The sequence below is a fragment of the Pseudomonas sp. P4_C4 genome (assembly GCF_056402055.1).
Map to the genome: position 1 here is coordinate 1 of NZ_JBFUID010000039.1, position 20,679 is coordinate 20,679.

The window sequence follows — 20,679 nt, forward strand, 5'->3', positions numbered from 1 at the left end:
CCCGCCACCGATGAAATCTGCCCCGGTTGCCGGTATCGCAACGCCGTTTAATTTAACTATCACCTCATCAGCCAGGTTGCGCGATATCACCTTGCACACGGGCAGCGTAATGCCAGTGGACATGTCCGCACCTTTCAACTCCAGTTTGAACGTGCCGCTGTTGGTATGAGAGTTGACTGCCCAGGTATTCTTGCCTGAGGAGGTTACCGTCAGATTGCCAGGTTGCACGCCAGTGAGCGGTGTGCCTGTCAGCGCCAGCGGGTAGTCTTGCAGGGGGCTGTCTGGCTTGTAGGTCAGGGTGACGGTCCGCGGCTCATTCCTGAAAAACATGGCACCGTCGGCCGGGGAAGGAACACCGCCCACCAGTACCTGATCCACTTCATCCGAAAGATCGTCTGACATCACCAAGCATCGATGCTCCCAAGGCAGCAACACTTCCAGGCTCAAAAAAACCAGGGTGACAAGGCCTCTCTCGCCATCCGCCGGCGTGAGTGTCCAGTTGAACTTGCCATCGACGCCAGGCACCCAATCTGAAAATTTCGGTGACGCATCAATATTCAAGCCTCCACCCTCAGCCAACTCCAGCTTGAATTGCTTTGCGATCTCGGGTGGAGCTTCCACCGTTACATCGCTTGCCTGCCCACGGGGCAAGAAAATGGGTTCGTTCCATCCTACGACCTTACCGTTAACGGTTAACGTGGCTCCTTTCCAGGGATTGTCCTCATAAACCTTAATTTTAAAAGACTTTTCTACTGGCGTGGCGTCATACGGGCTGTGGACTGTGGCCGTGATCGTTTGCTCACCCAAGATGTTGACTTGATAGTCAAACCGGCTTATGCCCGAGTCCGATGTGGGTATGGTCACCTCCTCCCCATTCACCGACCACACGACAGTAATGTCGTTCAGTACACCTTTTGTGTAAAAAGAACCGACCGTGATCTGCGCCGTCACCGTATCCCCCTTCACCGGAACACCGATCGGGCTGCGGCTATCGAGAATCTCGCGACGGTAGTGCCCCAATCGCATCGGGATTTCGTAAAGTTCCGCCGTGAATTCGCTCCGTAACCGTAAATTCAGATCGCAATCGGTGCCGTTCGCTGGACAGTGGAGTTCCAATTTTGCACCTGTTGTCAGTAGAAACGTCTGAAAGACACCTGGCTCAGGAGCAATTCTGACTGAGGGAGATGGCTCACCAACCAGGTCATAGCAGCTCACTTTTTGATTACCCCACGGACTATCTTCCTTAGGCACAATAGTCAGGAAATGGCGTTGGTCGTCTTCGGCTCCATGGCAGATGTACACGGGACCTGGCTCGGTTGATCCGGTTTTAAATTCGATGGTCATGGCGTGCTCTCGATGCTGGCAAGTGAATGATCAGGGAGGGGCATTCAACTATCGGGAAAAATGGGCACGCAAGAAACTGTCAGAGTTGACAGTTTTTCTAGAACAATTGGCGATAAAGAAGTGCTTCAAAAGACCGATGGCTTTCGGCAACGGCCAGCCGAACTGCACCGACAGCACTCGCAATGACCAACACGACGGCACGCAGGACCGGCGGCGGCATCATCAACGTGACCTCCATCAACGGTGTCTCGCCGGGCATCTTCCAGGGCATCTACTCGGTGACCAAGGCAGCGGTAATCAATATGACCAAGGTGTTTGCCGAGGAGTGTGTGCAGTTCGGGATTCGTTGCAATGCGTTGTTGCCGGGGTTGACGGATACCAAATTCGCTTCGGCACTGGTGAAGAATGAGGCAATTTTGAACACCGCGCTGACGCAGATTCCGCTGAAGCGCGTGGCGGATCCGAGTGAGATGGCCGGGGCGGTGTTGTATCTGGCGAGTGATGCTTCGAGTTATACGACTGGGGTTTCGTTGAATGTGGATGGGGGGTTTCTGTCCTGAAGCGCTTAAACAACAACGCATCCGGCAGTTGGAGCAGAAAAGCCGGCAGCTCAAGATGGATAACGACATTGTAAAAAAAGCTACACCGCCTTCTTTACCCGCGAGCTGAAGTGACATATCGGCTCGTTCGACAGCTGCAAAGAAGGCGTACTCAGTGGCATTTGTCTGCCGGTTATTGAGCTTCAGAAACACCAACCCTCACCAACGCGTCTACCGATATCGGCCCATCTGGAAGCGCCGCTACTGCGCGGAATTCACGTATACCAAGGGTGCTGTACTTGAAGTATCCCCCATATGCTTTCCCTGCAGGGCCAGTTGTATCAGTAATCGCCTCATATTCCGGTACGTAAAAAGTCACAGGCACACCGACCATTGGGGAGCCATCTTCATACATAAGATGCACACCACTAGCATAAGTAACATTTACCGCTGCATAGGCCGTCATCGGAGGCAATGGTATCGGGGTGCCGGTCGCGTAGATGAATCTGAAATAATTACTCCGCGACAACCGGTTCGTCGGCGTTAGGAGTGTCGCCTTTTCTGCTTCAGTGAATAGCTTTAGCTTGAACGTTCCTGTTTTGTCCTTCCCTGTGACCATCCATTCATGCTGCGTGGATAGTTGGCCAAGAGGCGGTTGGCTAGCAAGATCACCTTCGACAAGGCCCGATTCAGGAATCCAGTCAAGGGCCAAAGGAACGCCAATTAACGCCTTTGCATCTTTGTAATCCAAAGTGAGTTTTTTAGTTTTTCCCCCGTGTAAATCTGCCCCGTTTGCCGGTATCGCATCACCGTCTATTTTAACTATTGCCTCATCAGCCAGGTTGGTCGACAGCAACTTGCTGACCGCCACAGTGATCGGGGAGGTCATGCCCTTGCCCGCGAGACTCAGCTGGAAGGTGCCGCTTTTGGTCGAGCCGGTGACGCGCCAGCTATGAGTTGTTTGCTCACTGCCAAATACAGGCGCACTCACCACATTGGCCGCAACAAGACCGCTTTTGACCTCGCACGTCAGCTTCACCAGATGCCCGGCGATCGGACTGCCAGCTTTGGGCGTCAGCGTAACGACCTGAGCCTGTCCCCTGAAAAATAAATTGCCACCGGGAGGAACCGGTACGCCATCGATCTTGACGTCCGCCTCATCAGCCAGGTTGGTCGACAGCAACTTGCTCACCGCCACAGTGATCGGGCGGGTCATGTCCTTGCCCGCAAGACTCAGCTGGAAGGTCCCACTTTTGGTCGAGCCGGTGACGCGCCAGCTGTGAGTTGTTTGCTCACTGCCAAATGCAGGCGCACTCACCACATTGGCCGCAACAAGACCGCTTTTGACCTCGCACGTCAGCTTCACCAGATGCCCGGCGATCGGACTGCCAGCTTTAGGCGTCAGCGTAACGACCTGAGCCTGTCCCCTGAAAAATACATTGCCACTGGGAGGAACCAGGACGCCATTGATCTTGACGTCCGCCTCTTCCGTCAGGTACCGCGACATTACCTTGCACACGGGCAGCGTAATGCCAGAGGTCATGTCCGCACCTTTCAACTCCAGTTTGAACGTGCCGCTGTTGGTATGGGATTTGACTGCCCAGGTATTCTTGCCTGACGCGGTTACCGTCAGATTGCCAGGTTGCACGCCAGTGAGCGGCGTGCCTGTCAGCTCCAGCGGGTAGTCTTGCAGGGGGCTGCCTGGCTTGTAGGTCAGGGTGACGGGCTGCGGTTCATTCCTGAAGAACACAGCACCGCCGGCAGGGGAAGGAACACCGCCCACCAGGACCTTATCCACTTCATCCGAAAGATTGTGCGAAATCACCAGGCTTCGATGCTCCCACGGCACCAGCACTTCCCGGCTATAAAAACTCAGGGTGATACGACCGCTCTTGCCAGCCTCCGGCGTAATCTGCCAATTGAACTTGCCATCGACGGGAGCCGCCCAATCGCCAAAATTCGGCGATGCTACGATGGACAATCCGCCATTCTCTACCAGCTCCAGGTTGAGCTCCCTGGCAATTCCCGGTGGAGCCTCCACCGTTACATCGCTTGCCTGCCCACGGTGCAATAAAATGGGTTCGTTCCATTTCACCTCCTTACCGTTGACGGTTAACTTGGCTTGTTCCCAAGGACTCTCCACATATACATTGATCGTAAAACTCTGCTCTGTCATTTTATCGTCATAAGGGCTATGAACCTTTGCAGTAATCGTATGCTCCCCCGCGGTGGTAACGACATGTTCGAACCTGCTCCACCCCAGACCGGTAGTCGGCACCTTCTGCACAATCCCCCCGCCGAAGTACCACTCGACCTCAACGCCCTCCAGTTCCTTGCCGGTATAAAATGAACCGATTTGAACCTCCGCGGCCACTTTGTCCCCCACCACCGGAGCGCTGATCGGGTCACGTTTACTGAGAATGGCTCGCCGATAGTCCCCCAATTTCAACGCAACTTTACAAGGCGCGGCGGTAAATTCACTTTGCAGTTGAAGATTGAAATCGATGTCCGTTCCATTCGCCGGGCAATTCAACTTCCACTCACTGCCCGCCGCCAGAAGCTTCTGATACTTGCCCAATTCAGGATCGATAGTGATCGGAGAGGATTCCCCCGGAACCTGATTGAAACTCACGCCCTGATTCACCCACGGGCTATCCGCCCCGGCCGCAATCTTGARGTCATGTTCAGCTCCGTGACAGATGTACACGGGCTCGATTCCTGTGGCTCCGGCTTTAAATTCGATGGTCATGGCGTGCTCTCGATGCTGGCAAGTGAATGATCAGGGATGGTCATTCAACTATCGGGAATAATTGGCACGCAAGAAACTGTCAGAGTTGACAGTTTTTCTAGAACAATTGGCGATAAAGAAGTGCTTCAAAAGACCGATGGATTTCGGCAACTGCCAGCCGAACGGCACCGACAGCACTCGCGATGACCAAACCGATGGCACGCACGACCGGCGGCAGCATCCGCGAATCGTGCGGTTTTCACCCTCGATTTCCTCAACACGGACCGACTGAAGGCCGCTTTGGGGTTTACTGCGTCACGCAACGAGTCGTGGTGGTGACTCGGGTCACTTGCCCGTCTTCGGCCCGTACATCGCCCAGGACATCGGTTTTATCCATGGCCTGGCAGGTGCGTTCTGGAGGGGGTGGAGTGACCGGTGGAGGGGGTGGCGGACTGGCACAGCCGCCGAGAATCGCTACGCACAATGCCAGCGACAAAGATGAGATAACGCGTTTCCCAAGAGTTTTCATCGGTTGACCCGCGATAAGTGATAGACACATTTTTGTGACAACAGAACCGGTGCGCAAAATCCTCACACCTGGCACAAAAATAAAAATCTGCGAATCACTTATGGCCCGGCCGATGGCATTTGCACCTTATCGCTGCCCCTTTGGCCGCCACTCTTTCGAGAACAGTCCCCACTCCTGCGCCCAGACAATCGCTTCATTGCGGCTGTGCACATTGAGTTTCAAATACACCGCCGCCACGTGGTTGCGCACTGTATTGGGCGCGAGTTTCAGGCGCGCGGCGATTTCCTTGTCGGCCAGGCCTTCGCAGATCAGGCCGAGCACTTCGCGCTCACGGGCAGTCAGGTCGGTGAAGGACACGCTGGGCAACTTCGGTGAATTGACGTTCTTCACCTTGGCCAGTTTTTCGATCAGCGTGCGGCTGAACCATGAGGCGTCCTTCATCGTTTCCTCGATGGCCGACACCAGTTCCAGCTCGGTGCGCCTGCGCTCGGTGATGTCCACCAGCACCAGCAGATAGCACGGGTTGTCTTGAATGTTCACAGTGTCCGCCGACACGGTGCAATCGATCAGCCCGGCGTCTTTTCTGCGCACGCGCACATCGAAACGGTCCAGACTGCCGGTTTTCTCCAGCGCGGCGAACAGCCAGATGCGCGCGTTTTTGTCATCGATGAAATCGATCTGCGCAATGCTGATCCCAAGCACTTCCTCACGGGGATAACCGAGGGTATCGAGGAACGCTTCGTTGACGTCCAGCACCCGTTGATCAGCCGCGCCACACAGCAGAATCGGCACCGGGGACAGGCGAAACGCTGTGGCGAAACGTTGCTCGGCGCTGACCCGGTCGGTGAGATCGTCCATGATCAACACCAGCAATTGCGGCTCGCCATGGCTGTCGGTCAATACCAGGCTGCGCGCGCGGTGGACCCAGGTACGCTCTTCGTCCGCCGCCGAGGTCACCTCCACCAGCACATCGCTGAACGTCTCGCCGCGAGCCACGCGGTTGATCGGATAGCTGTCGACTGGCACGACGTGATTGTTGCGATGGCGCAAGGCGAAGCGTTTGGCATACGCCTCGGCATTGGCACCCAGATCGCTGACTTGCGAAACACCGTGCATGGCCAGCGCCGCCTCGTTAGCCCACAGGATGCTCTGGTCGGGGTCCAGCAGAATCACCCCGTCGGACAAACCGGCGATGATTTGCTGCAACTGGCGGTGATTGGTTTCAGTGGTCAGGACGTCCTGGCTCATGGGTTCTCCCCGCGTGCGGCGGCGCCGTCATGCGCCGGCCTGTGAAGATTACGACCGCGCGCGTTCATTATCGTGCAGATGTGCACGTGTAGGAGCTGCCGAAGGCTGCGATCTTTTGATTTTCGACGTCAGTTGAGTGGCTGAAGATCAAAAGATCGCAGCCTTCGGCAGCTCCTACAGGAATTATGTACTCCCGAAATATTCGGAAAATGCTTTCATCCATGGCTCTCGCGCTAACGGCTAACGTTCATTTGCCAATACATTTCAAGGAGGGCAAGGAATGCCTGTCGCTGCAAATGGATGTCGCCTGCGCAACGCTCGATTTTCGGAATCTGGTCGTATTTATCTGCTGACCGCTGTCGCCCATCGACGAGAGCCTGTGTTCGCAAATTGGCGGATTGGACGGCTTCTGGTCGATCAACTGCGTTGTGCCGATGAAGCATCGCTGGTGACCTCCATGGCCTGGGTTGTCATGCCGGATCATCTGCATTGGTTGATGGAATTGAAGCACGGCACGTTGGCCGAGCTGATGTGCCGAATCAAATCCAGAAGCAGCCGTTCGATCAATCTTATGCGCGGCGATCAAGGTCGTCTGTGGCAGCGAGGGTATTACGACCGGGCATTACGTCGTGATGAAGACATCAAGGATGCGGCTCGGTACATCGTCATGAATCCTTTGCGGGCGGGATTGGTGAAACGGGCGGGTGATTATCCCTTGTGGGATGCCATTTGGATTTGAAAGGTCAAGGTCAAAAGATCGCACCCTGCGCCAGCTCCTACGGGAAACGCGCACATCCGCAAAGGTTGTACTCGGTCAATGTAGGAGCTGGCGCAGCCTGCGATCTTTTGACTTTCAGGCTGCCGATTGACTGGCAATCGTCGCCGAAGCCGCCAGCATCGCCCGCAACAGCACCGCACACCCCGCCGCCAGGTCATCCGGCGCGGCGTTTTCGATTTCGTTGTGGCTGATGCCGCCTTCGCACGGCACGAAGATCATTCCGGCCGGGCCGAGTTCGGCGAGGAAGATCGCGTCGTGCCCTGCTCCGCTGACGATGTCCATGTGCGACAGGCCCAGGCTTTGGGCGGCGTCGCGTACCGCTTCGACACAGCCTTTGTCGAAGTACAGCGGCGGGAAGTCGGCCGTTGGCGTGAGTTCGAAGGTCAGGCCGTGTTCGTCGCAGGTGGTTTCGATGACTTCGCGCACTTCGGCGATCATCGAGTCCAGGCGCGCCGGTTCCAGATGGCGGAAGTCCAGGGTCATGCGCACTTCGCCGGGGATGACATTGCGCGAGCCGGGATAGGCCTGCAGGCAACCGACGGTGCCGCAGGCGTGGGGTTGATGGCTGAGGGCGGCGCGGTTGAGCGCTCCGACGATCACCGCGGCGCCGACCAGGGCGTCCTTGCGCAGGTGCATCGGGGTCGGGCCGGCATGGGCTTCGACGCCGCGCAGTTTCAGGTCAAACCATTTCTGCCCGAGGGCGCCCATGACTACGCCTATGGTCTTGCGTTCGTCTTCAAGGATCGGGCCTTGCTCGATGTGGGCTTCAAAGTAGGCACCGACTTTGTGGCCACTGACTTTGCGCGGGCCGGCGTAGCCAATGGCATTCAGTGCTTCGCCCACCGTCACGCCATCGGCATCGACCTTGGCCAGGGTTTCCTCGAGGGTGAATTTTTCCGCGAACACGCCGGAACCCATCATGCACGGGGCGAAGCGCGAGCCTTCTTCGTTGGTCCAGACCACCACCTCCAGCGGCGCTTCGGTTTCGATGTTCAGGTCATTGAGAGTGCGCAGCACTTCGACGCCCGCCAGCACACCGAAGCAGCCATCGAACTTGCCGCCGGTGGGCTGGGTGTCGATGTGGCTGCCGGTCATCACCGGCGGCAGGTCGGGGTTGCGCCCGGGACGGCGAGCGAAGATGTTGCCGACGGCGTCGATGCTGACGGTGCAGCCGGCATCGATACACCATTTGACGAAAATGTCCCGGGCCTGGCGGTCGAGATCGGTCAGGGCCAGGCGACACACGCCGCCCTTGACCGTGGCGCCGAGCCTGGCCAGCTCCATGAGCGATTGCCACAGGCGGTCGCGGTTGATGTGCTGATGGTTGGACTGCAGAACGTCGACGACAGCGTTCATGATGATCTCCTCAGGCTGTTCTTATGGATTTTTCAGGTGTTTCGTCGGTGGATTCAAAGCCCTCATCGCGAGCAAGCTCGCTCCCACATTGGATCTCCAGCGTTTACAAATCCCCTGTGGGAGCGAGCTTGCTCGCGATGGGGCCAGTCGTCACACCGGAGATTTCGCTACCGACGGATCGACTCGCATCACACTCAACCCATAATAAATAATCCCACCCAGCGCCGAGCCGGTAAACCAGCCATAGCTGTAGAACCAGCTGAACGCATCGCTGCCCAGGGACAGCAGCGTCAACACCACCGGCACGCCAAAGGCCAGGAAACCGCACCAGTTCCACGCCGGATACACGTCATCGCGGTACAGGCCGGCAAGGTCGAGTTGCTGTTTCTTGATCAGGAAATAGTCCACCACCATGATCCCGGCAATCGGCCCCAGCAGGCTGGAATAGCCAAGCAACCAGTTGGAATAGACGGTTTCGAGGCTGACGTCCGAGACAATCAGGCCCAGTTTTTTCAGCAGCTCATGGGCCATCAATGCCAACCCGACAAACCCGGTGAGCAACACCGCTTTGGTGCGGTTGATGGCCTTGGGCGCGATGTTCTGGAAGTCATTGGTCGGCGACACGATGTTGGCCGCTGTATTGGTCGACAGCGTGGCGATGATGATCAGCGCCATCGCCAGTGCGACCCACACCGGGCTCTGGATATGGCCGATCAGGGTCACCGGATCGGACACCGTCACCCCCACCAGCTTCACCGAGGCCGCGGTCATCACCACGCCGAGGGAGGCAAACAGGAACATGGTCAGCGGCAAACCGATGATCTGCCCGACGATCTGGTCCTTCTGGCTTTTTGCGTAGCGACTGAAGTCCGGAATGTTCAGTGACAGCGTGGCCCAGAAGCCGACCATCGCCGTCAGCCCGGCGGCGAAGTAGCTGGCCACGCCGGCACCTTCGGGGCGCTTGGCCGGAATCGCCAGCAATTCGCTCATCGACACGTTGGGCATGGCCCAGACCAGCAGGCCTGCGCCCACCAGCACCAGCAGCGGCGCCGACAGGGTTTCCAGCCATTTGATCGACTCGGCGCCGCGAATCACCACCCACAGGTTCAGCGCCCAGAACACCATGAAGCCGATGACCTCGCCGGTGCCGCCCAGGGATTTCCAGCCCTCGAACACCGAGCCGAGGAACAGGTGAATCGCCAGCCCGCCGAACATGGTCTGGATGCCGAACCAGCCACACGCCACCAGGGCCCGGATCAGGCACGGAATGTTGGAACCGAGCACGCCGAAGGACGAGCGCAGCAACACCGGAAAGGGAATGCCGTACTTGGTGCCGGGAAAGGCGTTAAGCGTCAGGGGAATCAATACGATGATATTGGCGAACAGAATCGCCAGCAGCGCTTCGCCGACGGTCAGGCCAAAATACGCGGTCAGCACACCGCCGAGGGTGTAGGTCGGCACGCAGATCGCCATGCCCACCCACAGCGCGGTGATGTGCCATTTGTTCCAGGTGCGTTCGCGCACCTTGGTGGGTGCAATGTCGTGGTTGTAACGGGGACTGTCGAGGACATCGCTGCCGGCTTCGAGCTCGAACAAGCCGTCGCGCTCGGTCACTTGCGATCTGATCTGTTGCATGGCCGCTCCACTGTTCTTTTGATTATTGTTGCTCATCAGGGGCTGGCGGCATCAATAAACGTGCCGTGTACCCCGATTACGCATCGGGCAGTTCCATAAACACATTGCAACCAACTGATGTTTATCAGTTTTATTCGCTGACTCGACTATTTGTCAGGCCACTCAGGCCAAATGCCAGGCAAGTTGTCCGGACAGTCAGGACTCAAACTGGTGCGTTGATCTTTTTTTCAATGGCTGCGCATCAACCATAGACCATACTCAAACAGCTGATTTCACATAGGAAATCTTGACTATTTTTCGATCCTGTCAAGTGCGTCAAAATGGTGAGTGGTCTCACCATTTTGGTGATTCTTGTATTTAATCGTTAAATATCAATTAGTTAATAACAGCATAAGCTTATAAAAAATATTCTTGCCGATTCTGATAAGTGCAGCTAGCGTTTAATCCTGACAGCGTTGACAGGTTTAGTTCTGTGCGGGCTGTTTTGAATAAAACATCTAGAACCGGCATAAGTCGGTCATTGCCTGCGAGGAACTCGGAATGTCTCTGTTGATCCGTGGCGCCACCRTTATTACCCATGATGAAAGTTATCGCGCCGATGTGTATTGCGCAGACGGCGTGATCAAGGCCATCGGCGAAAATCTCGATATACCTGCAGGCGCCGAAGTGCTCGACGGCAGCGGCCAGTACCTGATGCCCGGCGGCATCGACCCGCACACCCACATGCAACTGCCTTTCATGGGCACTGTGGCCAGCGAGGACTTTTACAGTGGCACGGCGGCGGGACTGGCTGGCGGCACCACATCGATCATCGACTTCGTGATTCCCAATCCGCAGCAATCCTTGCTCGAAGCCTTCCATCAGTGGCGCGGCTGGGCCGAGAAGTCGGCGTCGGACTACGGCTTTCACGTCGCCATTACCTGGTGGAGCGAGCAGGTCCGCGAGGAAATGGCCGAGTTGGTCAGCCAGCACGGCGTCAACAGCTTCAAGCATTTCATGGCCTACAAGAACGCGATCATGGCCGCCGATGACACCCTGGTGGCGAGTTTCGAACGCTGCCTGGAACTGGGCGCGGTGCCGACCGTTCACGCGGAAAACGGTGAACTGGTGTATCACCTGCAACGCAAACTGATGGCCCAGGGCATCACCGGGCCGGAAGCGCATCCCCTGTCGCGCCCTTCCCAGGTTGAAGGCGAAGCCGCGAGCCGGGCGATCCGCATCGCCGAAACCCTGGGCACGCCGCTGTACCTGGTCCACGTCTCGACCAAGGAAGCGCTGGACGAAATCACCTACGCTCGGGGCAAAGGGCAACCGGTCTACGGCGAAGTACTAGCCGGGCACCTGCTGCTGGACGACAGTGTCTACCGCGATCCGGACTGGCAAACCGCCGCCGGTTACGTGATGAGCCCGCCGTTCCGCCCTCGCGGCCATCAAGAGGCGCTCTGGCATGGCCTGCAATCGGGCAACCTGCACACCACCGCCACCGACCACTGCTGCTTCTGCGCCGAGCAAAAAGCCGCCGGCCGCGACGACTTCAGCAAGATCCCCAACGGCACCGCCGGCATCGAAGACCGCATGGCGGTGTTGTGGGATGAAGGCGTGAACAGCGGACGCTTTTCGATGCAGCAATTCGTCGCGCTGACGTCCACCAACACGGCGAAGATCTTCAACCTCTACCCACGCAAAGGCGCGATCCGCGTCGGTGCCGATGCCGACCTGGTGCTGTGGGACCCGCAAGGCACCCGGACCATTTCCGCCACGACCCACCATCAGCAGGTGGACTTCAACATCTTCGAAGGCAAGACCGTGCGCGGCGTGCCCAGCCACACCATCAGCCAGGGCCGCGTGGTCTGGGCCGACGGCGACCTGCGGGCCGAACGCGGGGCCGGGCGCTACATCGAACGGCCGGCGTACCCGGCGGTGTTTGATTTGCTGAGCAAGCGGGCTGAGTTGAATCAGCCGGTTGCTGTGAAACGCTGAGAGCGGCCTGCGGCCTATCGCGAGCAAGCTCGCTCCCACAGGTTTTGTGAACACCCGAGATCCCTGTGGGAGCGAGCTTGCTCGCGATGACGTCAGCCCAGACAACAAAAAAACAATGCCCATTCAGAGGCAGCACCTCAAATAACCGTGAGGCCAATACCGTGATCAAGACCCTGGACCACCTCCCGCATCCCGTTGAGAATGCGGCCGCCCTCGCCGGCCATTTCACCGATCTGGCGCCGCCGCTCAACGAGCGTCAGGCGCACCTGGAAGCCTCGCGCTGCCTGTATTGCTACGACGCGCCCTGCGTGAATGCCTGCCCGAGCGAAATCGACATTCCCTCGTTCATTCGCAACATTGCGCAGGACAACGTGCAAGGTGCCGCGCAGAAAATCCTCTCGGCCAACATCCTCGGCGGCAGTTGCGCCCGGGTGTGCCCAACGGAAATTCTTTGCCAGCAAGCCTGTGTGCGCAACAACGCTCACGAATGTGCACCGGTCATGATCGGCCTGTTGCAACGCTACGCCGTGGACAACGCCCACTTCAGCACGCACCCCTTCCAGCGCGCTGCCGCCACCGGCAAACGCATCGCCGTGGTCGGTGCCGGTCCGGCCGGTTTGTCCTGCGCCCACCGCAGTGCCATGCACGGGCATGACGTGGTGATCTTCGAGGCGCGGGAAAAAGCTGGCGGCCTCAACGAATACGGGATCGCCAAATACAAGCTGGTGGATGACTACGCACAAAAGGAGCTTGAGTTCCTGTTGCAGATTGGCGGGATCGAAATCCGCCACGGGCACAAGCTCGGAGAGAACCTGACCCTCAGCGAACTGCACCAACAGTTCGATGCGGTGTTCCTCGGCCTCGGGCTCAACGCCAGCAAACAGCTGGGCCTGGCCCACGAAGATGCGCCCGGCCTGCTCGCCGCCACCGACTACATCCGCGAACTGCGCCAGGCCGATGACCTGAGCCAACTGCCCCTGGCCGACCACTGCATTGTCCTCGGCGCAGGCAACACCGCCATCGACATGGCGGTGCAAATGGCCCGCCTCGGCGCCCACGATGTGAATCTGGTGTACCGCCGTGGCGTCGAGGACATGGGTGCCACCCATCACGAACAGGACATTGCCAAGGCCAATCAGGTGCGGCTGATGACCTGGGCTCAACCGGAAGAAGTGCTGCTCGATGACCAGGGCCGCGTGCGCGGCATGCGTTTCGCCCGAACCCATCTGGTGGAAGGTCGCCTGCAAACCACTGGTGAAACCTTCGAACTGGCCGCCGATGCGATCTTCAAGGCCATCGGCCAGGCCTTCGACGGCAGCGCCCTCAGCGATCCGCTGGCCCGTGAGCTCAAACGCCAGGGCGAGCGCATCGAAGTCGATGAAAACCTGCGCACCAGCATCCCCGGCGTGTATGCCGGCGGCGACTGCACCAGCCTCGACCAAGACCTTACCGTGCAAGCCGTGCAGCATGGCAAGCGCGCCGCCGAGGCAATCAATGCTCAACTGATGCTCAATGTGGAGGCTGCGTAAATGGCCGATCTGTCGATTGTCTTCGCCGGCATCAAAGCACCCAATCCCTTCTGGCTGGCCTCCGCGCCCCCCACCGACAAAGCCTACAATGTGGTCCGCGCCTTCGAGGCCGGCTGGGGCGGCGTGGTCTGGAAAACCCTGGGGGAAGACCCGGCGGCGGTGAACGTGTCGTCGCGCTACTCGGCGCACTTCGGGGCTAACCGGGAAGTACTCGGTTTTAACAACATCGAGCTGATCACCGACCGCTCTCTGGAGATCAACCTGCGGGAAATCACCCAGGTCAAAAAGGATTGGCCGGACCGCGCGCTGATTGTGTCGTTGATGGTGCCCTGCGTCGAAGAGTCCTGGAAAAACATCCTGCCGCTGGTGGAGGCCACCGGTGCCGACGGCATCGAACTGAACTTCGGCTGCCCCCACGGCATGCCGGAACGCGGCATGGGCGCTGCAGTCGGCCAGGTGCCGGAATACGTGGAACAGGTCACCCGCTGGTGCAAGACGTATTGCTCGCTGCCGGTGATCGTCAAGCTCACGCCGAACATCACCGACATCCGCGTCGCCGCCCGCGCCGCCCATCGAGGCGGTGCCGATGCGGTGTCGTTGATCAATACCATCAACTCGATCACCAGCGTCAACCTCGAACGCATGGTCGCCAACCCCATGGTCGGCAGCCAAAGCACCCATGGCGGTTATTGTGGTTCGGCCGTCAAGCCGATTGCCTTGAACATGGTCGCCGAAATCGCCCGCGACCCGCAGACCCAGGGCCTGCCAATCAGCGGCATCGGCGGCATCGGCAACTGGCGCGACGCCGCGGAATTCATCGCCCTGGGCAGCGGCTCGGTGCAGGTGTGCACCGCGGCGATGTTGCACGGTTTCCGGATTGTCGAGGACATGAAGGACGGATTGTCGCGCTGGATGGACAGTCAGGGCTACGCCAGCATCTCGGAATTTTCCGGCCGCGCGGTGGGCAACACCACGGACTGGAAGTACCTGGACATCAACTATCAGGTGATCGCGAAAATCGATCAGGAGGCGTGTATTGGCTGTGGTCGTTGCCATATCGCTTGTGAGGACACATCGCACCAGGCCGTGGCCAGCCTCAAGCAAGCGGACGGCACTCACAAGTATCAAGTGATCGATGAGGAGTGTGTGGGCTGCAACCTGTGCCAGATCACCTGCCCGGTGCAGGACTGCATCGAGATGGTGCCGGTGGAGACCGGCAAGCCGTTCCTGGACTGGAATCATGATCCGAGGAATCCGTATCATGTCAGCCCTTGAGGTTTTCAGCGTTTGAGATTACGCCATCGCGAGCAAGCTCGCTCCCACAGTAGATTTGTGTCGTACGTCAATCCTGAGTACACCAATGATCCCTGTGGGAGCGAGCTTGCTCGCGATGAGGCCGGCCGCTACACCACAAATCTCAAGGCTCCAACCCAATCCCCCGCAAAATCACACTGGTCACCGTCTGCACTGCTTTTTCGAACTGCATGTCCGACAGCGGCTGATGATCGTTGAGAATATTCACCTGGTGATCGAAGTCGGCATAGTGCTGGGTCGAGGCCCAGATCATGTACAGCAGGCTCGAGGGTTCCACCGGCAGGATGCGTTTGTCGTCCACCCACTGGCGGATTTTCGCTTCCTTCATCTTGGCCCAGTCGTACAGGCTCGCATCCAGCGCTGCGCCGAGGGTCGGCGCGCCGTGGATGATTTCATTGGCCCAGACTTTCGAACCATATGGCCGGCTGCGGGAATGGTTCATCTTGGCGCGGATGTAGCTGCTGAGTACCACGCGTGGGTCATCGAACATCTCGAAGCACAGCGCGTCCTGCTTCCAGACTTCCAGCAAGTCGAACAGCACGGCGCTGTACAGTTCGGTCTTGGTGCTGAAGTAGTAGTGCAGGTTGGAACGCGGCAGTTGCACCTCGGCGGCGATGTCGGCCATGGCGGTGCTGCCGAAGCCCTTTTCAGCGAAGACCTTTTCCGCCCCCAGCAGGATTTTTTCGACGTTACTGCGACGAATCTCGATCTTGTGATTGCCCATGCGGATCCCCGACAACAACGTTGGGCAAGACTAGCATCCGCTCTGGACCGCGGCGACAGGGGAAAACGAAACTTCGTACAACCGCTGTCGTAAAGCTAAACTCTGCGCACTTGGAAACTGCCTGAGGTCCCCACGATGCTGCTCAAGAAAACCCTGACCGTCACTGCCCTGCTCGGCTCGCTGCTCGCTGCTTCTTCGGTGTTTGCCCACGCCCACCTGAAAAGCCAGACACCGGCCGCCGACAGCACCGTGGCCGCGCCAGCGCAATTGCGCCTGGAGTTCTCCGAGGGTATCGAGGCCAGTTTCACCAAAGTCACGCTGACCCGAGATGGCGCACCGGTAGCGATCAAAGCGCTGACCACCGAAGGCAGCGATAAAAAGACCCTGATCGTCACCCCGGCTGCGCCGTTGGCCGCCGGGGCCTACAAAGTCGAATGGCACGCAGTGTCGGTCGACACCCACAAAAGCGAAGGTGCCTACGCCTTCAAGGTTGGCCAGTAATTCATGGCGAGCGCGCTGGTGCTGTGCCGCTTCCTGCATTTCATCGTGGTGTTGATGCTGTTCGGGGGCTGGGTGTTCAGGCCCTTGCTTGCAAATGGCGAAACGGCACTGGATCAGCGACTGGCACGGACCTGCCGGTGGCTGGCCGTGGTGGCGCTGGCCAGCGGGGTCTGCTGGTTGCTGCTGATTACCGCGAGCATGGCCGGGGCGTGGGACGCGGCCTTCGATCCGTCGACCCTGGGCCTGGTGCTGGGCAACACCTTTTTCGGCCAGGTCTGGCGCTGGCATTTGCTGATCAACCTGCTGCTACTGGCGTCGCTGCTGACCCCACTACGCGCCAGCCTTGCGCTGCGCCTGATCCTCAGCGGTCTGCTGGTGGCCACGCTGGCCCCGGTCGGTCACGGCGCCATGCTCGATGGCACCGCCGGGCATTTGCTGATCCTCAATCAACTCATTCACTTGTTCTGCGTGGGTGCCTGGCTCGGCGGCTTGATGCTGCTGGTGATGATCTTGCGTCAACCCGATGGGCATTCGATCCGCGTGATGTTGCAGCGCTTCAGCGGCGTCGGTTACGGCCTGGTCGCCGGGTTGCTGATCACCGGGCTGATCAATGTGCGGGTACTCACCGGGGCATTCTGGCCGACTCCGCTGTTCAGCGGTTTCGCCTTGATCCTGTCGATCAAGGCATTGTTGGTGGCCTCGATGCTGGGCCTGGCGTTGTTCAATCGCTTGCGGATCAATGATTGCGAACAGCGTCTGCAAACACTGCGCGCCAGCGTGATGCTGGAGTGGATGCTGGGGCTCGGCGCAGTGGCGGCGGTCTCGCTTCTGGGTACCCTGCCGCCAATGATCTCTAACTGATGTATCCATCCCCTGTGGGAGCGAGCTTGCTCGCGATAGCGGCCTGACATCCAACAGAAATGTTGACTGACAGTCCGTCATCGCGAGCAAGCTCGCTCCCACAGTTTTATCCCACAGGTTTCCCGGATATCCCGAAGTCCGCACCAAGTCATCGTATAACTTCCAATTGACAACCCACAAAAATCCCGCAAATATCGCCCCCCATGTTGTACGACGACGTATGACAATAATAAAAACAACAAGAAACAAGGGAGCGTCACAGTGAGCAAGCTCGTCCGTAATTCGTCCGCCCGTTCTTCGCGTCCAGACTTTACCCGTCGTCATACCCTGAGCCTGATCGGCTGCAGCGGCCTGGCCCTCGTCCTGCCCATCACCTGCCAGGCCGAAGGTTTCACTGACGACGCCAAGGCCACGCTGAACCTGCGTAACGCCTACTTCAACCGCAATTACACCAACCCGGCCTACCCCCAGGGCAAGGCGGAAGAGTGGACGCAGAACTTCATTCTCGACGCCCGGTCCGGGTTCACCCAGGGCACCGTGGGTTTCGGTGTCGATGTACTGGGCCTGTACTCGCAGAAGCTCGATGGCGGCAAAGGCACCGGTGGCACACAGTTGTTGCCGATCCACGACGACGGCCGCCCCGCCGACAATTTCGGCCGGCTCGGCGTGGCGCTCAAAGGCAAGGTCTCGAAAACCGAATTGAAGGTCGGCGAATGGATGCCAGTGCTGCCGATCCTGCGCTCCGACGATGGCCGCTCGCTGCCGCAGACCTTCCAGGGCGCTCAGGTGACCTCCAGCGAAATAAGCGGCCTGACGCTGTACGGCGGTCAATTCCAGAAAAACAGCCCGCGTAACGACGCGAGCATGGAAGACATGTTCATGAACGGCAAAGCGGCGTTTACCTCGGACCGTTTCAATTTCGGCGGCGGTGAATATGCGTTCAATGAAAAGCGCACGCAGGTCGGCGTCTGGTACTCGGAACTCAGTGACATTTACCAGCAGCAATACTTCAACCTGACACACAGCCAGCCCGTTGGCGACTGGACCCTGGGCGCCAACCTGGGCTACTTCATCGGCAAGGAAGACGGCAGTGCCAAGGCCGGTGACCTCGACAACAAGACTGCGTTCGCCCTGCTCTCGGCCAAATATGGCGGCAATACCTTCTACGTCGGCCTGCAAAAACTCACCGGTGACAACGTCTGGATGCGGGTCAACGGCACCAGCGGCGGCACCCTGGCCAACGACAGCTACAACTCCAGCTACGACAACGCCCGGGAGAAATCCTGGCAAGTGCGCCACGACTACAACTTCGTCGCCCTGGGCGTTCCGGGCCTGACCCTGATGAATCGCTACATCAGTGGCGACAATGTGCACACCGGCGCCATCACCGACGGCAAGGAATGGGGCCGCGAATCCGAACTGGCCTACACGGTGCAGAGCGGCCCGCTGAAAAACCTCAACGTGAAATGGCGTAATGCGAGCATTCGCAAGAGCTTCAGCACCAACGAGTTCGATGAGAACCGGGTGTTCATCAGCTATCCGATCAGCCTGCTGTAAACACAAAACCACTGTGGGAGCGAGCTTGCTCCGGGCGGCGTTCCGACGATGAGGCCGTAACATTCAACATCTGCATTGACTGTTATACCGCCATCGCGAGCAAGCTCGCTCCCACAGGTTCCACGCCAGTCTGGAGATCAATGCCAGCAGGTATGAACCGACCCTCCGTCAATTTCCAACAATGTCGCGTTGACAAGTGCCGGAAACCCTAAGGATACTCCAGCACAGTCATACGACAACCTACAACAAACCAATAACAACAACCGCGTGTCCAGGATTCCCATGACGACCACAGCAACCGCCCGCCCCCCTTTCAATCGCCTGCTGCTGACCGGCGCCGCCGGTGGCCTCGGGAAAATCCTGCGCGAAAGCCTGCGCCCCTACGCCAATGTGATTCGCCTGTCGGATATCGCCGATATCGCGCCGGCTATCGATGACCGCGAAGAAGTGATGCCCTGTGACCTCGCCGACAAGCAGGCGGTGCATCAACTGGTCGAAGGCGTGGACGCGATCCTGCACTTCGGCGGCGTGTCGACCGAGCGCTCGTTCGAAGAGATCCTCGGCGCCAACATCTGCGGCGTGTTCCACATCTACGAAGCGGCGCGCCGCCACGGCGTGAAGCGGGTGATCTTCGCCAGCTCCAACCATGTGATCGGCTTCTACAAGCAGGACGAAGTGATCGACGCCCACTCCCCTCGCCGCCCGGACAGCTACTACGGCCTGTCCAAGTCCTACGGCGAAGACATGGCCACCTTCTACTTCGACCGCTATGGCATCGAGACCGTCAGCGTGCGCATCGGCTCCTCGTTCCCGGAACCGCATAACCGCCGGATGATGAGCACCTGGCTGAGCTTCGGCGACCTGACCCGACTGCTCGAACGCGCCTTGTACACGCCGAATGTCGGCCACACCGTGGTCTACGGCATGTCCGACAACAAGGACATCTGGTGGGACAACCGTTATGCCACGGCCCTGGGTTTTGCCCCGCAGGACAGTTCCGAAGTGTTCCGCGAAAAAATCGAAGCCCAGCCAATGCCAGCCGCCGACGACCCGGCGCGGCTCTATCAGGGTGGCGCCTTCTGCGCAGCCGGTCCGTTCGGCGACTGAGCCCGCGCCGCTCACTTGATCCCCACGACAAAAACCAAGGGAATGAGTTGCCATGCAAGCCGAATTGATTGTCGACGCCCGCAACGCCGTCGGTGAAAGCCCGGTCTGGGTGCCTGAGGAAAACGCGCTGTACTGGGTCGATATTCCCGCTGGCGGTTTACAGCGCTGGAGTGCCGAAACCGGGCAGGTGGATGCCTGGAAAACCCCGGAGATGCTCGCTTGCATCGCCCGTCATCGTGACGGAGGCTGGGTCGCCGGCATGGAAAGCGGGTTCTTCCACCTGCATCCGCGCAACGACGGCAGCCTCGACAGTGAACGGCTGGCCCGCGTCGACCATGCCCGCACCGACATGCGTTTGAACGACGGCCGTTGCGATCGTCAGGGACGCTTCTGGGCCGGCAGCATGGTGCTGAACATGGGCGCCAACGCCGCCGAGGGTAGGTTGTATCGCTACGGCGCCGGGCAGCGCGAGCCGCTCGACGCCCGACTGAGCGGTTTCATCGTGCCCAACGGCCTGGGCTTCAGCCCGGACGGACGCACGATGTACCTGTCCGATTCCCATCCCCAGGTCCAGCAGATCTGGGCCTTCGACTACGACATCGACACCGGTACGCCTTCGAATCGACGCGTGTTCGTCGACATGAATCAGTACTGCGGGCGTCCCGATGGCGCGGCGGTCGACGCCGATGGCTGCTACTGGATTTGCGCCAACGATGCCGGGTTGATCCACCGTTTTACCCCCGACGGCCGACTTGACCGCTCCCTCGCCATACCGGTCAAAAAACCCACCATGTGCGCCTTCGGTGGCCCTCGACTGGACACGCTGTTCGTGACCTCGATCCGCCCCGGCGACGACCATGACCCGCAATCACTGGCCGGTGGCGTGTTCGCCCTCGACCCCGGCGTAACAGGTTTACCCGAACCCCTTTTCAACGATTGAATGATGAGG

14 protein-coding genes and 2 pseudogenes are annotated in these 20,679 nt (G+C 59.0%); 10 read left to right on the forward strand and 6 right to left on the reverse strand.

What is annotated here, in order from left to right; genetic code table 11:
- Positions 1–1,344: pseudogene (locus tag AC1DXW_RS19960) on the reverse strand (hypothetical protein); the annotation flags it as partial.
- Between the two features lie 173 nt (positions 1,345–1,517).
- Between AC1DXW_RS19960 and AC1DXW_RS19965 the strand changes: the two are divergent.
- A pseudogene (locus AC1DXW_RS19965) lies at positions 1,518–1,904 on the forward strand (SDR family oxidoreductase); the annotation flags it as partial.
- A gap of 172 nt (positions 1,905–2,076) precedes the next feature.
- On the opposite strand, the gene AC1DXW_RS19970 reads toward AC1DXW_RS19965, so the two are convergent.
- Complete coding sequence (locus AC1DXW_RS19970; protein ID WP_477760361.1) at positions 2,077–4,632, reverse strand: hypothetical protein; 2,556 nt, start codon at positions 4,630–4,632, stop codon at positions 2,077–2,079.
- Positions 4,633–5,266: 634 nt separating this feature from the next.
- On the reverse strand, positions 5,267–6,388 hold the full coding sequence (locus AC1DXW_RS19975) for a LuxR C-terminal-related transcriptional regulator (RefSeq protein ID WP_477756531.1): 1,122 nt from the start codon (positions 6,386–6,388) through the stop codon (positions 5,267–5,269).
- 280 nt (positions 6,389–6,668) lie between these two features.
- Between AC1DXW_RS19975 and AC1DXW_RS19980 the strand changes: the two genes are divergently transcribed.
- Positions 6,669–7,127, forward strand: a complete 459-nt coding sequence (locus AC1DXW_RS19980; RefSeq protein ID WP_477756532.1) for an REP-associated tyrosine transposase — start codon at positions 6,669–6,671, stop codon at positions 7,125–7,127.
- A 114-nt stretch (positions 7,128–7,241) separates the two neighbouring features.
- Here AC1DXW_RS19980 and AC1DXW_RS19985 read toward each other — a convergent pair whose 3' ends face one another.
- Complete coding sequence (locus AC1DXW_RS19985) at positions 7,242–8,522, reverse strand: Zn-dependent hydrolase (RefSeq protein WP_477760362.1); 1,281 nt, start codon at positions 8,520–8,522, stop codon at positions 7,242–7,244.
- Positions 8,523–8,672: 150 nt separating this feature from the next.
- Positions 8,673–10,157 carry an NCS1 family nucleobase:cation symporter-1 gene (locus tag AC1DXW_RS19990; RefSeq protein ID WP_477756402.1) on the reverse strand — a complete coding sequence of 495 codons (1,485 nt, stop codon included), beginning with the start codon at positions 10,155–10,157 and terminating at the stop codon, positions 8,673–8,675.
- Positions 10,158–10,697: 540 nt separating this feature from the next.
- Between AC1DXW_RS19990 and hydA the strand changes: the two genes are divergently transcribed.
- The 3 genes from hydA to preA all read left to right on the forward strand — a co-directional run bounded on the left by hydA (position 10,698) and on the right by preA (position 14,941).
- Entirely contained in the window at positions 10,698–12,137 is a 1,440-nt protein-coding gene (hydA, locus tag AC1DXW_RS19995; RefSeq protein ID WP_477760363.1) for a dihydropyrimidinase, read from the forward strand.
- A gap of 161 nt (positions 12,138–12,298) precedes the next feature.
- The gene (locus tag AC1DXW_RS20000) at positions 12,299–13,666 is read left to right on the forward strand and encodes an NAD(P)-dependent oxidoreductase (RefSeq protein WP_477756992.1); all 1,368 of its coding nucleotides are present in this window, start codon (positions 12,299–12,301) and stop codon (positions 13,664–13,666) included.
- A complete protein-coding gene (gene preA / locus AC1DXW_RS20005; protein ID WP_477760364.1) occupies positions 13,667–14,941 on the forward strand; it encodes an NAD-dependent dihydropyrimidine dehydrogenase subunit PreA in 1,275 nt (424 codons plus the stop codon).
- Between the two features lie 142 nt (positions 14,942–15,083).
- Here the strand turns inward: preA and AC1DXW_RS20010 are convergent, their stop codons facing one another.
- A complete protein-coding gene (locus tag AC1DXW_RS20010) occupies positions 15,084–15,704 on the reverse strand; it encodes a TetR/AcrR family transcriptional regulator (protein WP_008017494.1) in 621 nt (206 codons plus the stop codon).
- A 135-nt stretch (positions 15,705–15,839) separates the two neighbouring features.
- On the opposite strand from AC1DXW_RS20010, the gene copC reads away from it, so the two are divergent.
- The 5 genes from copC to AC1DXW_RS20035 all read left to right on the forward strand — a co-directional run bounded on the left by copC (position 15,840) and on the right by AC1DXW_RS20035 (position 20,670).
- The gene (gene copC / locus AC1DXW_RS20015; protein ID WP_477754763.1) at positions 15,840–16,205 is read left to right on the forward strand and encodes a copper homeostasis periplasmic binding protein CopC; all 366 of its coding nucleotides are present in this window, start codon (positions 15,840–15,842) and stop codon (positions 16,203–16,205) included.
- A gap of 3 nt (positions 16,206–16,208) precedes the next feature.
- Positions 16,209–17,066, forward strand: a complete 858-nt coding sequence (gene copD, locus AC1DXW_RS20020; RefSeq protein WP_477754762.1) for a copper homeostasis membrane protein CopD — start codon at positions 16,209–16,211, stop codon at positions 17,064–17,066.
- 261 nt (positions 17,067–17,327) lie between these two features.
- A complete protein-coding gene (locus tag AC1DXW_RS20025) occupies positions 17,328–18,623 on the forward strand; it encodes an OprD family porin (protein WP_477754761.1) in 1,296 nt (431 codons plus the stop codon).
- Between the two features lie 282 nt (positions 18,624–18,905).
- A complete protein-coding gene (locus AC1DXW_RS20030; protein WP_477754760.1) occupies positions 18,906–19,730 on the forward strand; it encodes an NAD-dependent epimerase/dehydratase family protein in 825 nt (274 codons plus the stop codon).
- Positions 19,731–19,782: 52 nt separating this feature from the next.
- Complete coding sequence (locus AC1DXW_RS20035; protein ID WP_477754759.1) at positions 19,783–20,670, forward strand: SMP-30/gluconolactonase/LRE family protein; 888 nt, start codon at positions 19,783–19,785, stop codon at positions 20,668–20,670.
- Positions 20,671–20,679 lie beyond the last annotated feature (9 nt).

Excerpts from the sequence above, each read along its gene's own strand:
- copD (WP_477754762.1), top strand. The coding sequence starts at position 16,209 with ATGGCGAGCGCGCTGGTGCTGTGCCGCTTCCTGCATTTCATCGTGGTG.
- AC1DXW_RS20035 (WP_477754759.1), top strand. The coding sequence starts at position 19,783 with ATGCAAGCCGAATTGATTGTCGACGCCCGCAACGCCGTCGGTGAAAGC.
- preA (WP_477760364.1), top strand. The coding sequence starts at position 13,667 with ATGGCCGATCTGTCGATTGTCTTCGCCGGCATCAAAGCACCCAATCCC.
- AC1DXW_RS19990 (WP_477756402.1), bottom strand. The coding sequence starts at position 10,157 with ATGCAACAGATCAGATCGCAAGTGACCGAGCGCGACGGCTTGTTCGAG.
- AC1DXW_RS20010 (WP_008017494.1), bottom strand. The coding sequence starts at position 15,704 with ATGGGCAATCACAAGATCGAGATTCGTCGCAGTAACGTCGAAAAAATC.
- AC1DXW_RS19980 (WP_477756532.1), top strand. The coding sequence starts at position 6,669 with ATGCCTGTCGCTGCAAATGGATGTCGCCTGCGCAACGCTCGATTTTCG.
- AC1DXW_RS20030 (WP_477754760.1), top strand. The coding sequence starts at position 18,906 with ATGACGACCACAGCAACCGCCCGCCCCCCTTTCAATCGCCTGCTGCTG.
- AC1DXW_RS19975 (WP_477756531.1), bottom strand. The coding sequence starts at position 6,388 with ATGAGCCAGGACGTCCTGACCACTGAAACCAATCACCGCCAGTTGCAG.
- AC1DXW_RS19985 (WP_477760362.1), bottom strand. The coding sequence starts at position 8,522 with ATGAACGCTGTCGTCGACGTTCTGCAGTCCAACCATCAGCACATCAAC.
- copC (WP_477754763.1), top strand. The coding sequence starts at position 15,840 with ATGCTGCTCAAGAAAACCCTGACCGTCACTGCCCTGCTCGGCTCGCTG.